Below are 12,016 nucleotides of genomic sequence, written 5' to 3'. Positions count from 1 at the left end.
AGCATGCTCTTCTTTCGCCCCATCCCCATTGGACCGGTCCGGCAAAGATGGCCGCAAAGCGCCCGAGCGTCTTGTTGGTGGACGACGACCCCGCGCTGCTCAAGCTGGTGAGCACGCGGCTTGCGTCGGCGGGCTACGCCGTGACCGCCGTCGAAAGCGCGGAGGCGGCCCTCTCGCGCCTCGCGCTGGCGCGGCCCGACGTGGTGGTCACCGACCTCAAGCTCCAGGGCCTGGACGGGATGGCCCTGTTCCAGTCGATCCGGGCCTCGGATCCCTCCCTGCCGGTCATCGTGCTCACCGCCCACGGCACCATTCCCGACGCGGTGGAAGCGACGGCGAGCGGCGTGTTCGCCTACCTCACCAAGCCCTACGACCCGGAGGTGCTGCTCGCCAAAGTGGCCCAGGCGATCCAGCTCTCCGGCGGCACGGCGCCCGGGGGCGACGACGAATGGTGCCGCGACATCATCACCCGCAGCGCGGCCGTGCGCACCGTGCTGTCGGAGGCCAAGATGGTGGCCGCCGGGGACGCGGCGGTGCTGATCCAGGGCGAGAGCGGCACCGGAAAAGAGCTGCTCGCCCGGGCGATCCACCGGGCGAGCCCCCGCCGCGGAGGGCCGTTCGTGGCCATCAACTGCGGGGCGATACCCGAGCCGCTCCTGGAGTCGGAACTGTTCGGCCACGTGAAGGGGGCCTTCACCGGCGCCCACCGGCCCCACACCGGGCTGATCCAGACGGCCCACCGGGGAACTTTGTTCCTGGACGAGATCGGGGACATGCCCACGCCCCTGCAGGTGAAGCTGCTGCGGGTGCTCCAGGATCGGGAGGTGCGGCCGGTGGGCACCACCCAGGCCACCCAGGTGGACGTGCGCTTCGTCTCCGCCACCCATCGGGACCTGCGCCAGGCGGTGGAGGAAGGGCGTTTCCGGGAGGACCTCTATTACCGGCTGGCGGTAGTGACCCTGCGCCTTCCGCCCCTCGCCGAGCGCCGGGAGGACATCCCGCTGCTGGCCAACCACTACTTGCACCTGCTCGCCCCCAAGTACCGCAAGGAGATCACGGGCTTCGCTCCGGAGGCCCTGGACGCCCTGATGACGGCCCCCTGGCCCGGCAATGTCCGCCAGCTCGCCAACGTGGTGGAGCAATGCTGCGCCCTCACCACGACGCCGGTGGTGCCGGTCGCCCTGGTGACCCGGGCCCTGCGGGAGAACCCGACCGAGGTCCTCTCCTACGCCGAGGCGAAAGCCCGGTTCGAGCGGGATTACCTGATCCAGCTTCTCAAGCTCACCCGGGGCAACGTGGCCGAAGCGGCGCGCCTCGCTCAGCGCAATCGCACCGAGTTCTATCGCCTCCTGCGCCGGGCGAACCTCCAGCCCGGCATGTTCAAATACGATCACCTGCCGGATGTGGCGCCGGGAGAAGAATCCGGCGCTTGAAGCCGGGGCGTCGCCCCCCGGCGACGCAAAATAATCTCTGAATCAATACCTTGCGACCGCACCGGGCGATCCCGTCGCGCCTAGGCGACGGCGGTGGCCCACCAGGCTCGTCGGCCTATCTGGCTATCCAATTGTTTTATGGATTTTTTCCTTTCTGGCACGGTCTTCGCGTGGAGGGATGGGAGCGCCGCTGGCGCCGTGTACCGGAAACTGCGAAGGGGGAAAAACGATGAGCAACCTTCATACGCGTGACGCGTCGCTCCTCATGGGGCTCAAACTGCTGGCCGCCGCCGCCGGAATCGCCACGGCGGCGCCCCTGGCCCTGGCGGCCGATCCGGCCGGCGCCGATGGCATGTTCCGCAGCTACGACGCGAACGGCGACGGTTGGGTGTCGCTGGAAGAGTTCCGCAAGAAAGGGGGCGAAACCGGGGCGTTCCGCGAGTCGGATCGGGACGGGGACGGCCGCCTCAATCCGGAAGAGCTGGTCAAGGCCAAGTCCTACAGCGACCGCATCCAGGCCGGCGAGTACGTGACCGACGCCTGGATCACGGCGAAGGTGAAGACCATGCTGCTCAAGGACAAGAGCGTGAGCGGCCTGAAAGTGAACGTGGAGACCAAGGACGGCGTGGTGCAGCTTTCGGGCTTCGTCAAGAACCGGCAGCAAGCGGAGCGCGCCGCCGAGATCGCCTCCCAGGTGCAGGGGGTGAAGAAGGTCGTCAACTCCCTGGTGGTGGAGTCGTAATCCGGGCGCCGCAAGCGCCGCACCCTTTGGCGCCGCCAAGGCCCCCTCCTCCCCATGGCGGCGCCGCGCGGGGCCGCAAGGCCCCGCGTTTCTTTTCTCACCGGGCGCGGGCCTTGCCCCCTTTCGCCGAGCGGGCGAGAAGGGGCCACAGGCTTTTGAGTGGGCGGGCGTTGAGCACGTCCTTCGCCTCCAGCCAGCCCCGCCGGGCCTGGCCCACGCCGTAGCGCAAATTGCCGAAGTCGAGCACGCTGTGGGCGTCGGAGCTGATGGCCACCAGCACGCCTTCGTCCTTGGCCATGCGGCAGTGCACGTCCAGGAGATCCAGCCGCTCGGGATGGGCGTTGAGCTCCAGGAAGCAGCCCCGTTCCTTCGCCTTGCGCACGATCTTCAGCATGTCCACGTCATAGGGTGGGCGCTCGTCGATCAGCCGCCCGGTGGGATGGGCGAGGATGGTGAAGTACGGGTGCTCCATGGCCTTGAGGATGCGCTCGGTCTGGCGCGCCCGGGGGAGATCGAACTTGCCGTGCACCGCCCCCACCACCAGCTCCAGGCGGGCGAGAACCGAATCCGGCAGGTCCAGGCGGCCGTCCTCCAGGATGTCCACCTCGATCCCCTTGAGGAGGCGGATGCCTTTCAGCCGAGCGTTCAACCGCTCTATCTCGTCGATCTGCTTTTCCAGCCGCCGGGGGTCGAGCCCATGGGCCACGGTAAGGCGCCGGGAATGCTCGGTGATGGCCAGGTACTCGAAGCCCAGCTTCCGCGCCGCCTCGGCCATCTCCTCCAGGGTGTTCTTGCCATCGGTCGCCTTGGTGTGGGCGTGGAGATCCCCCTTGAGGTCGGCGAGCTCCACCAGTTGCGGCAGGCGTCCGGCCCGGGCGGCCTCGATCTCCCCCTGGTCCTCCCGCAGCTCAGGCGGGATGTAGGGCAGATCCACCGTGGCGTAGACCTCCTCCTCGGTGCGGCCGGCGATTCGCTCTTCGCCCCGGTACACCCCGTACTCGTTCACCTTGAGCCCCCGCTCCTGGGCAAGGCGCCGGATGGCGATGTTGTGGGCCTTGGAGCCGGTGAAGTAATGTAGCGCCGCGCCGTAGCTCTCCTCCGCCACCACCCGCAGGTCTACCTGCAGCCCGCAGCGCAACACCACGGAAGCCCGGGTGCCTCCTTTCGACAGGACCTCCTTCACCTCCTCGTAGCCGGCGAAGCGCCGGACCGCCTCTTCAGGATGGGTGGTGGTCACCAGGATGTCCAGGTCCCCCACCGTTTCCCGCATACGCCGGAAGCTGCCCGCCACCACCACGCGACCCACGCCTGGGGCCTTCCGCAGGTGCTCCACCAGGGGCGCGGCGTACTGGGCCGCCACCGCCAGCTTGAAGCGGCGGGCGCTGGAGAGGTGGGCTTCCACCGCCTCCAGGATCTTCTCCTCGGTCTTGGCGCCAAAGCCCGGCAGTTCCCGGATGCGTCCGTCCCGGGCCGCCCGCGCCAGTTGCTCCAGGGTCTGCACCCCCAGGTCGTGATACAAGGCCTTCACCCGCTTCGGCCCCAGCCCGGGGATTTTCAGCAGCTCGGTGATGGCCGGTGGCAGCTCCTTGTGCAGCCGGTCGAGGAAAGCGAGGCGGCCGGTTTCCACTGCCTCCCTGATCTTGGCGGCCAGGTCTTCGCCGATGCCCGGCAGCTCGGTGAGATCCTCTCCCGCCTTGACCAGGACGGCGAGATCGCGCCCCAGCCCCTCCACCGTGCGGGCGGCATTGCGGTAGGCGCGCACGCGGAAAGGGTTGGCCCCCTGGATTTCGAGCAGATCGGCGATCTCCTCGAACATGGCCGCGATGTCCGCGTTATGCACGGCCATGGCGTTCACCCGCCCCAAAAACCTGACATCAGAGGGAGGAACCGGCCGAGCCGGCGTGGGTTCTCTCGTAGACCGCCTGGCATTGCACGCAACGGATAGCGGTGGGGAAGGCCTGCAGGCGTTCGAAGCCGATCTCGCCCCCGCAGTCGACGCAACGGTCGATCTCGCCCGCCTCCAGCCGCGCCAGGGCCGCCTCGATGTCGCGCAACTCCTGGACGTCCCGGTCCACCAGGGCGGCGTCCAGGGCCTCCAGAAAATCCGCCACCGACTCGTCCCCGGCGTCCCGCACCCGGTCGGAGAGCTTGGCGGCCAGCTCCGCGTCGGAGCGGGCCAGGGCTTCGCGGATGTCCTGGACGATCTGGCGCCGCCGCTCCGTCAGGCGCTTGCGCAAGGCCTTTTGCTGCCGCTGGTTCAGGCTTGTCATGGACGAAACCCTATCGCTCCCTCCCCTTGCTCATTGAGTAAGAGAGCGCCCTCTAGACCCCAGTCCCCGTTTCAGAATTTACCACGATCCCGCGGCTGAGCGGTGGGAAAGAAGTCGGACGGTCTGGCGATCCGCCCGAATCCTGTCCGGCGGTCGGTGGTTACGGAAGGAAACAAAAGCCGGCGCAGGAGCGCCGGCCCTGACGACGTTTGGAGGACGTTCAGGAGCGCCTGCCCTTCAGACCACTTGGCAGGCCTTTCATACCACCTGGCACGCCTGCCCGGCGGCCCGCAGCAGTTGTTCCACTTGGCGGGACAATCCACTCAGCAGCAGGCTTGAAACCGTCAGGGGCTCGCGCTGGGGCCCCATGACGATGCGGCTGCACCGGTAGCGCCGCGCGAATTCGGCGATGGTGGCAGCGCTGTAGCCCACTGCAACGTGGGATACGCACGGCACGCCCGCTTCCTCCAATGCTTCCCTCACCGGCGCAAGTTCCTTTTCCCCGTCCTCGCGATGAAACTGGGCGATATCATCGTCCTTGAAGAACATCCTCACGTGGCCGTTGAACGGCGTCTGTACGGATAACAGATGCACGCGGATCCGCCCTTGCCGGCACAGGCGGGTCACGTAATCCACCGCCCACTGCATATCCCGTTCGCTGGAGACCGGAAGCAACACGTTTTCAACCATGGTTTTCTCCCTTCATTCTAACGGCCACGGCGAGCCCTGCGCTTGCCCGGGCCATCGGATCAACGGGCCGACTCTTCCACTTCCACCGCATCTACTTCAGCCAGCTCCGCGGCTTCTCCGGCAGAACGGGCCGATAGCCACTTGCCGATCGCCACGACCAGCGCAGCGAAAGCCCACGGCGCCACCTGGTGCAGTAACGGAGCGTGCTCCTCGACCCAACCGCTCACCACCGGATCGGAGACGCCCATCTCTCCGGCCACGTAGCCCAGCAGACCCGCCCCGACGGTTACGATCACCGGGAAACGCCTCATGAGCTTGAGGATCACGGTGCTACCGTAGACGATAAGCGGAATGCTGATGCCCAGCCCTATTAGTAGGAGCAGCAGGCTGCCTTTCGCCGCTGCCGCGACACCGATCACGTTGTCTAAGCTCATGACAAAGTCGGCGACGATAATGGTCTTGATCGCGGCAAGCAGGTTGGAATGGGCGTCCATGTGCTCGTCTTCGTCCTGGGAGCCGAGCAAATTGATGCCGATCCACAGCAGCAACGCGCCGCCCGCGAGTTTCAAGTAGGGTAGTGTCAGCAGGTACGCTGCAAAGAAGGTGAGGATTACCCGCAGCGCGATAGCGCCGAAGCTGCCGAACAGAATCGCCTGCTTCTGCTGCTGCGGCGGGAGATTGCGACTTGCCAGGGCGATCACAACCGCGTTGTCGCCCGAGAGCAAGATGTTGATCATGACAATCTGAGCGAGAGCCACCCAGAATAGCGAACTATCAATCGAAAGCGTCTCCACCGGTCAAGCTCCTCGAAATCATTGACGGTTCGGCGCGACTCCATGTCGCAGCCGATGGAGACGAGCTTAGCGGGATAAGCTTAACCGGCCCTGTCGCGCAGCTTAAGGAAAGCTTGCGCGAAACTTAACGCGAGCTTACAGCCCGCAACGTCACGCACGGGCCTGGCGGGCGCTCGCCAAGTGCCCTTGGCGTTGCGATGAGCGCCGGACCTGCGGCACGCGGAGACAAAGTCGCGAGTTACGGGGAGTGAGAGGAAATTGGAGCGTTGAAGCTCACGCTAAAGGTGTTACCAATGCCATCGGCGTCATCGTCAAGGGAAATCTCGGCGCCGTGGATCCGGGCGATCTCCTGGGCGATGGCCAAACCCAGGCCACTGCCGTCGGCACCGCTTCCCAGTAGGCGGTGGAAGCGCTCAAAGATGCGCCGCCGTTCCTCCACCGGGATGCGGGGCCCGTCGTCATGGATCGCCACCGCTGGACGGGGCCGATCGTGCACCCGGACAGTCACGCGCCCGCCCTGCCGGCTGTAGCGGATAGCGTTGTCCAACAAGTTGTCGAACAGCTCCCGCAGCCGCGCTGAATCGCCTTGGATCACCACAGGCCGATTGAGCCCTTCGAAACCCAGATCGATGTCCTTTTTGAGAGCCTCGGGCACCCAGTCCATGGTGCTCTGCAGCGCCAAGTCGTTCAAATCCACCGGCTGAAGCCGTACCGTCCTGAGCGCTTCCGGCTCATTGCGGGCGAGGGAAAGCAGCTGTGACACCAGCCGTGCCAGCCGCTCGACTCCCACGTATTGGCGGCTCAGCCCCTCCCGTAGCCGCTGGGGATCGGTCTCGCGCAGCATCAGCTCGAGTTGGGCCCGCAAGCCTGCCACCGGGGTCTTGAGCTGGTGCGCCGCATCGGCGATGAACCGACTCTGCAAGGTAAGCGCGTGGTCGAGCCGGTGCATGAGGTCATTCATGGCGTGCACCAGGGGCTGCACCTCGCCCGGAACGCCGCCTTCGGGCAACGGGCGCAGGTCCACGTGTGAGCGGCTGGCTATCGCCTGTCGCAACGTCTCCAGGGGCGCCAGACCGCGCTGCACCCCGTTCCACACCAGCAGCCCTGCGATGGCGATCAGTAGAAGCTGAGGCGCCAGCACCGAGAGCAGGATTTCGCGAGCGAGCTCACCGCGCTTGTTCTCGGTCTCCGCCACGACGATTGTGGCAAGGGGTATCGAGCCGCCGGGCTGTAGCACTTCCCGCATCGCCACCCGTACCGGCACGCCGTCGACCATGGCATCGAAAAACGGCTGCTCGCGCTCGCGCGCGGGAGAAGCGGACAGCCGCCCGAGCTGCTCGTCGCCAGCGAGGATCCTTCCGTCAGCGGCGACGACGCGGAAATAAAGAGTGTCGCTCGGGTCGGTGAGCAGCACCCGCTGCGCCGGCTGCGGCAGATCGAAGACCACTTGACCCTCGCGCTCCGCCACGTGCAGCGCCAGCTCTCGGGCGATGTCGGCGAGAGACCGGTCGTAGGCGCGCTGGGAAAAGCGCACCGCCGCAAAATAGCTCACGAAGGCGTCTAGCGCCAGCAGGGCGACCAGCGGTACCAACAGCCACTGGAGCAACTTGGTCCGCAACAGCGGCCGGCTAGTCGCCATGGGGCTTGTCGATCAGATAACCCATACCGCGCACGGTGCGGATGTTGGCCACAGGTTCCAGCTTCTTGCGCAACCGGTGCACGAAAACTTCGATCGCGTTGCTCGATACCTCGTCACCCCAGCCGTAAAGATGATCGGCGAGCTGTTCTTTGGTGACGACCCGCCCGACCCGCATGAGCAAGAGCTCCAGGACCGCCAGCTCGCGGCTGGAAAGGTCCACCGGCTGGTCATCGCAGTAGAGCCTGCGGCCTGCCACGTCGAGGCGCAGCCGGCCATGGACCAGGGTGCCAGCGGCGGAGTGGTGGCCACGCCGGATGAGGGCCCGCACCCGCGCCTCCAGCTCCGCCAGGTGGAAGGGCTTGGTGAGGTAATCATCGGCCCCCAGGTCCAGGCCCATGACCCGGTCCTCCACGGCGTCCCGGGCTGTGAGCACCAGCACCGGCGTATCGCAGCGTCGGCTCCGCAGCCGCTTGAGCAGCTCAAATCCATCCATCCCGGGCAGCCCCACGTCCAGGATCAGCAGGTCGAAGCGGCCGGCCGCCAGGGCCCGATCCGCTGCTTCGCCTGTATGCACCACTTCCGCCGTATGGGCAGCCTGGGTGAGCGCTCGCGCCACCGCGTCCGCGAGTAAGGTGTCATCCTCCACCACGAGGATACGCACGGAAGTTCTCCTCGATCGATTGCCGTCTTCCTGGACAAGTCGGTAAGATGCGATATTTTTGCATAAAATGATGGGATCGCCCCGGTAGCTCAGTGGATAGAGCAGCCCCCTCCTAAGGGGCAGGTCGCACGTTCGATTCGTGTTCGGGGCGCCAACTTCTACCCCTCCCTCCTCCCACCCCCTCGCTTGCGAAACGAGCCTTGCGGTCGCGTCTTTCCCTTCGGCCGGGACCGCAGGTCTTTCACCGGCTACCGCCCCACCGTCCTGGGGAGCGGGATAAGGCCCGACGGACGAAGTCGCGCCGGGACCGATGTCTCCAGCCGTTCTTGCCCCCCGAGAAGATTCGTCACCCCCTCCGCCGCCCGCCGAAGGGAAATCGCCCGCGACGGTGCTGGATCATCAGATAGCCCCCTAGCATGCCCCCCAGGTGGGCGAAATGGGCGACGCCCGGCTGGGCGCCGGTGACCCCCATGTACAGGGTAAGCAACCCGTACAAGGTGACGAACAGCCACGCCGGCATGGGGATCGGGGGAAAGATGAGCATGATGGTCCGGCGCGGGAAATACATGCCGAAGGCGAGGAGCAATCCGAACACGCCCCCCGAGGCGCCGACGGTCGGGTAAGGCGGCGCGCTGGTCATGGCGGCGACGAGCAATTGGGCGATGCCGGCGGTAATCACGCAGGCGAGGTAGAACGTGAGGTAGAAGCGGGGGCCGAACAGGCGCTCCAGCTCGGAGCCGAACATATAGAGGGCGAACATGTTGAAGAACAGATGCGCGATGCCGCCGTGCAGGAAGCTGTAGGTGATGAGCTGCCAGACCCGGAATCCTCCGCCCGGATCGGGCCCGAAGGAGGGATCGCCGGCGAGGGGCCACAGGGCGAAGGAGGCCACCAGTTGATGCCCGGTCGCAAGCTGGAGCAGGAAAACCGCCGCGTTGACGATGATGAGGGTTTGCGTGATCGGAGGCATCGATCGGCCTTAGAATCGGGATTATGCTGGCATTGCCATAGGATAGAGTCCGTTTCGCGTTCCGGGTTCACCGACCTCGATGCGCCGGGAGGCGCCCCTCCCGGGCTGTGCCCGCCGCTTCACCAATGTTAACCTGTCGGCACCATGGTCTGGACAGCCTCCTGCCGCTGGCGGCTTACGGGCTCGCCCAGCTCCACGTCGAGCGGTCCCTGGCGGAGGAGCTGCTAAAGATCGTGGAGGCGCGGGCCACCAGCGGGCGCACCGGCGCCGCCTGGCAGCGGGCCTTCGTGGAACGCCATGGGGCAGACTTCCACGCCCTGGTGGCGGCCTACCTGGAGGGCCAGGAATCGGGCCGCCCGGTGCACGAATGGGATGTCTGACGTCTTGAACGAAGTTTCCGGCGCCGTCCAGGCGGACTCCGGGCCAGCGGAGCCGACGGTGCTGGGCTCGCTCCCGGAGGGTTTTCTCTCGGTACGCGCCCGCGAGCTCCACCGCCTGGTGCCCAACGCCACCTTGATCCACCTGCCGGGCCGGCGCGAGCCGCCACTGCTCGTCTCCATCCTGCTCCACGGGGACGAGACCGTGGGGCTCCACGCCCTCCAGCGGGTGCTGGCCCGGCACGCCGGCCACGGGCTTCCCCGGGCCCTCTCCATCTTCATCGGCAACGTGGCCGCGGCCCAGTACGGGGTGCGCCTGCTGCCCGGGGGCCCGGACTACAACCGCATCTGGCCCGGCGCCGAGGGGACGGATCATCCCAGGGAACGGGCCGTGCTGGCGCGGGTGGTGGAGCTCATGGGCCAGCGGGGCGTGTTCGCGAGCATCGATCTGCACAACAACAGCGGCGTCAATCCCCACTATGCGTGCGTGAACCGCCTCGATCCGCCCTGGCTCCATCTGGCCTCCCTGTTCAGCCGCACGGTGGTCTATTTCCTGCGCCCCCTGGGGGTGCAGTCGGCCGCCTTTTCCGCCCTGGGCCCGGCGGTCACCTGCGAGTGCGGCAAGATCGGCGACGCGGCGGGCATCGAGCACGCCGCCGAGTTCGTGGACGCCTGCCTGCATCTGGCGGAGGTGCCGGGCCATCCACCCCGCCCGGGCGACGTGCAACTGTTCCATACCGTGGCGAGCGTCACCGTGCCGCGCCACGTGACCTTCGGTTTCGGGGACTGCGACGGGGATCTGTGCTTCCCGCCCGACCTGGACCGCATGAACTTCCAGGAGCTGCCGGCGGGCACCGTGTTCGCCCGGCGTCGGGGCCGCTCGGGATTTCTGGAAGTGCGGGACGAGCGCGGGCGCGACGTGGCCGACGCCTATCTCGAGGTCCACGACGATCGCATCGCCCTCAAGCGCCCAGTGATCCCCTCCATGCTCACCGTACAACCCGAGGCGATCCGGCACGACCGGCTCGGGTATTTCATGGAACCGTTGCCGTTGAAATGAACGTCCCCCGGGTCCAGGGGTCGGATAGCGTAAAATTCCCATTTTTATGTTTCGCGCCATGATCCCATCCCATCCGATCCGCCGGTCGCTGTGGGTTCTCGCGCTGGCCCTGCTCTCCGCCCTCGGCCACGCGGAAACGCTCCACGTTCGGGCCGTGGACGGCACCGCCATCCCGGTGACGCGGGAGGGCTCGGGGCCGGTGATCGCCTTATGGCTGCCCTCCGAGCACGGCTTGACCGCCGGGGACCGGGAAGCGGCCCGGGCCCTCGCCGGGCGGGGCTTCGAGGTGTGGCTCGCCGACCTGCACGCCGCCCGATTCCTTGCGGCCGTGCCCAGCCAGATGGACCAGATCCCCCCCTCCGATGCCGTGGCGGTGCTCGCCAAGGCCGTGGAGAGCTTGAAGCCCGTCGTGCTGATCGCCGAGGAACGGGGAGCGGTCCTCGCCCTGGAGGCCGCCGACCTCTGGCGCCGGGAGGCAGGCGCTTCGGCCTCCATGCTCAAGGGGACCATTCTACTGTCTCCCAACTTCTACGCCGCCACGCCCGATCCCGGCGAGGAGCCGCGCTACGTCCCGGCCGCGACGGCGAACCACCTCCCCGTGGCCATCATCCAACCCACCCTGTCGCCCTGGTACTGGTGGGTGGACGAGCTGAAGGCGCGCCTCGCACGCCACGGCGCGCCGGTGTACGTCTATTACCTCCAGACGGTGCGGGACCGCTTCTACTTCCGCGAGGACGCCACCGAGGACGAGCAGGCCATGGCCGCCAGGCTTCCCGCGGTGCTGGAGTCGGCGTGGAAAAAGATCAACGGGAGGAATCCGTCATGAGGAAGCCCGTCGCATGGATGATCCTGCTCCTCGCCTTGCCCTTGGCGGACATCGCCGATGGGCGGGAGTTGAAGCCCCACACCGGCGAAACCCCGCCCCTCGCCCTGCCGGACCTGAACGGGCGCGTGCATCGCCTGGAGGACTACCGGGGCCAGGTGGTGCTGGTCAACTTCTGGGCCACCTGGTGCTCGCCCTGCCGCGCGGAGATGCCCTCCATGCAGCGGCTCCAGGACAAGCTCGCCGGCCGGCCGTTCACCATCCTGGCGGTGGACATGGGCGAAACCGAGGCCGAGGTCCGGGATTTTCTCAAGGAGGTACCGGTCCGCTTCCCCATCCTCCTGGACAAGGACGGCGCCGCCCTGAGGGCGTGGAAAGTGCGGGCCTTTCCCACCAGTTTCGTGGTGGACGCGGAAGGCCGGATCCGCTACTCCCTCTTCGGTGCCAAGGAGTGGGACGACCCGGACGCGCTGGAGAAGGTCGGCGCTTTAATCCAAGGGGCTTCGACCCGCCGGGCGGGCGGCGAGGGCCCCAAGACCCAAACCCGATGAACCGAA

The 12,016-nt window shown here is 67.0% G+C and carries 13 protein-coding genes and 1 tRNA gene; 7 read left to right on the top strand and 7 right to left on the bottom strand.

The genetic code is table 11. The annotated features are described in order from the left end of the window. Positions 1-47: 47 nt before the first annotated feature. Both ACTFO6_RS01965 and ACTFO6_RS01960 read left to right on the top strand, forming a co-directional pair. Positions 48-1,433: a sigma 54-interacting transcriptional regulator gene (locus ACTFO6_RS01965; RefSeq protein WP_439932749.1), complete on the top strand. Its 1,386-nt coding sequence runs from the start codon at positions 48-50 to the stop codon at positions 1,431-1,433. A 229-nt stretch (positions 1,434-1,662) separates the two neighbouring features. Next, complete coding sequence (locus ACTFO6_RS01960) at positions 1,663-2,175, top strand: BON domain-containing protein (RefSeq protein WP_439932748.1); 513 nt, start codon at positions 1,663-1,665, stop codon at positions 2,173-2,175. A gap of 97 nt (positions 2,176-2,272) precedes the next feature. Here ACTFO6_RS01960 and polX read toward each other — a convergent pair whose 3' ends face one another. The 6 genes from polX to ACTFO6_RS01930 form a co-directional block, all read right to left on the bottom strand. Continuing rightward, on the bottom strand, positions 2,273-4,021 hold the full coding sequence (polX, locus tag ACTFO6_RS01955; RefSeq protein WP_439932747.1) for a DNA polymerase/3'-5' exonuclease PolX: 1,749 nt from the start codon (positions 4,019-4,021) through the stop codon (positions 2,273-2,275). Between the two features lie 28 nt (positions 4,022-4,049). Continuing rightward, a complete protein-coding gene (locus ACTFO6_RS01950) occupies positions 4,050-4,445 on the bottom strand; it encodes a TraR/DksA family transcriptional regulator (RefSeq protein WP_439932746.1) in 396 nt (131 codons plus the stop codon). Between the two features lie 258 nt (positions 4,446-4,703). After that, complete coding sequence (locus ACTFO6_RS01945) at positions 4,704-5,135, bottom strand: universal stress protein (protein ID WP_439932745.1); 432 nt, start codon at positions 5,133-5,135, stop codon at positions 4,704-4,706. Between the two features lie 59 nt (positions 5,136-5,194). After that, complete coding sequence (locus tag ACTFO6_RS01940) at positions 5,195-5,929, bottom strand: TerC family protein (protein ID WP_439932744.1); 735 nt, start codon at positions 5,927-5,929, stop codon at positions 5,195-5,197. 238 nt (positions 5,930-6,167) lie between these two features. Further along, positions 6,168-7,547 (bottom strand): sensor histidine kinase N-terminal domain-containing protein, encoded by a 1,380-nt coding sequence (locus ACTFO6_RS01935; RefSeq protein WP_439932743.1) that lies wholly within the window; start codon positions 7,545-7,547, stop codon positions 6,168-6,170. A gap of 10 nt (positions 7,548-7,557) precedes the next feature. Beyond that, the gene (locus tag ACTFO6_RS01930) at positions 7,558-8,229 is read right to left on the bottom strand and encodes a response regulator (protein WP_439932742.1); all 672 of its coding nucleotides are present in this window, start codon (positions 8,227-8,229) and stop codon (positions 7,558-7,560) included. Positions 8,230-8,307: 78 nt separating this feature from the next. Here ACTFO6_RS01930 and ACTFO6_RS01925 point away from each other — a divergent pair. Continuing rightward, a tRNA-Arg gene (locus ACTFO6_RS01925) sits at positions 8,308-8,383 on the top strand. 192 nt (positions 8,384-8,575) lie between these two features. On the opposite strand, the gene ACTFO6_RS01920 is transcribed toward ACTFO6_RS01925, so the two are convergent. Then, positions 8,576-9,199, bottom strand: coding sequence for a rhomboid family intramembrane serine protease (locus tag ACTFO6_RS01920; protein ID WP_439932741.1), 624 nt, complete (start codon positions 9,197-9,199; stop codon positions 8,576-8,578). A 125-nt stretch (positions 9,200-9,324) separates the two neighbouring features. Here ACTFO6_RS01920 and ACTFO6_RS01915 point away from each other — a divergent pair, with 125 nt between their 5' ends. The 4 genes from ACTFO6_RS01915 to ACTFO6_RS01900 are packed head-to-tail and all read left to right on the top strand — an operon-like array spanning position 9,325 to position 12,010. Continuing rightward, positions 9,325-9,579, top strand: coding sequence for a hypothetical protein (locus ACTFO6_RS01915; RefSeq protein WP_439932740.1), 255 nt, complete (start codon positions 9,325-9,327; stop codon positions 9,577-9,579). After that, positions 9,572-10,636 carry a M14 family metallopeptidase gene (locus ACTFO6_RS01910; protein WP_439932739.1) on the top strand — a complete coding sequence of 355 codons (1,065 nt, stop codon included), beginning with the start codon at positions 9,572-9,574 and terminating at the stop codon, positions 10,634-10,636. The genes ACTFO6_RS01915 and ACTFO6_RS01910 overlap by 8 nt, the downstream gene beginning before the upstream one ends. Before the next feature lie 58 nt (positions 10,637-10,694). Further along, entirely contained in the window at positions 10,695-11,462 is a 768-nt protein-coding gene (locus tag ACTFO6_RS01905) for a hypothetical protein (protein ID WP_439932738.1), read from the top strand. Further along, positions 11,459-12,010 carry a TlpA disulfide reductase family protein gene (locus ACTFO6_RS01900; RefSeq protein ID WP_439932737.1) on the top strand — a complete coding sequence of 184 codons (552 nt, stop codon included), beginning with the start codon at positions 11,459-11,461 and terminating at the stop codon, positions 12,008-12,010. Before ACTFO6_RS01905 ends, ACTFO6_RS01900 begins: the two co-directional genes overlap by 4 nt. Positions 12,011-12,016: the final 6 nt, after the last annotated feature.

The sequence above is a fragment of the Pelomicrobium sp. G1 genome, assembly GCF_051905455.1.
Lineage (GTDB): Bacteria > Pseudomonadota > Gammaproteobacteria > Burkholderiales > UBA6910 > Pelomicrobium.
Note: the sequence above shows the minus strand (reverse complement) of the source record. Positions and strands in the feature narration are given on the sequence as shown.

Coding starts and splice junctions, on each gene's coding strand:
- ACTFO6_RS01920 (WP_439932741.1), bottom strand. CDS start 9,199: ATGCCTCCGATCACGCAAACCCTCATCATCGTCAACGCGGCGGTTTTC.
- ACTFO6_RS01965 (WP_439932749.1), top strand. CDS start 48: ATGGCCGCAAAGCGCCCGAGCGTCTTGTTGGTGGACGACGACCCCGCG.
- polX (WP_439932747.1), bottom strand. CDS start 4,021: ATGGCCGTGCATAACGCGGACATCGCGGCCATGTTCGAGGAGATCGCC.
- ACTFO6_RS01945 (WP_439932745.1), bottom strand. CDS start 5,135: ATGGTTGAAAACGTGTTGCTTCCGGTCTCCAGCGAACGGGATATGCAG.
- ACTFO6_RS01900 (WP_439932737.1), top strand. CDS start 11,459: ATGAGGAAGCCCGTCGCATGGATGATCCTGCTCCTCGCCTTGCCCTTG.
- ACTFO6_RS01950 (WP_439932746.1), bottom strand. CDS start 4,445: ATGACAAGCCTGAACCAGCGGCAGCAAAAGGCCTTGCGCAAGCGCCTG.
- ACTFO6_RS01910 (WP_439932739.1), top strand. CDS start 9,572: ATGTCTGACGTCTTGAACGAAGTTTCCGGCGCCGTCCAGGCGGACTCC.
- ACTFO6_RS01905 (WP_439932738.1), top strand. CDS start 10,695: ATGATCCCATCCCATCCGATCCGCCGGTCGCTGTGGGTTCTCGCGCTG.
- ACTFO6_RS01915 (WP_439932740.1), top strand. CDS start 9,325: ATGTTAACCTGTCGGCACCATGGTCTGGACAGCCTCCTGCCGCTGGCG.
- ACTFO6_RS01960 (WP_439932748.1), top strand. CDS start 1,663: ATGAGCAACCTTCATACGCGTGACGCGTCGCTCCTCATGGGGCTCAAA.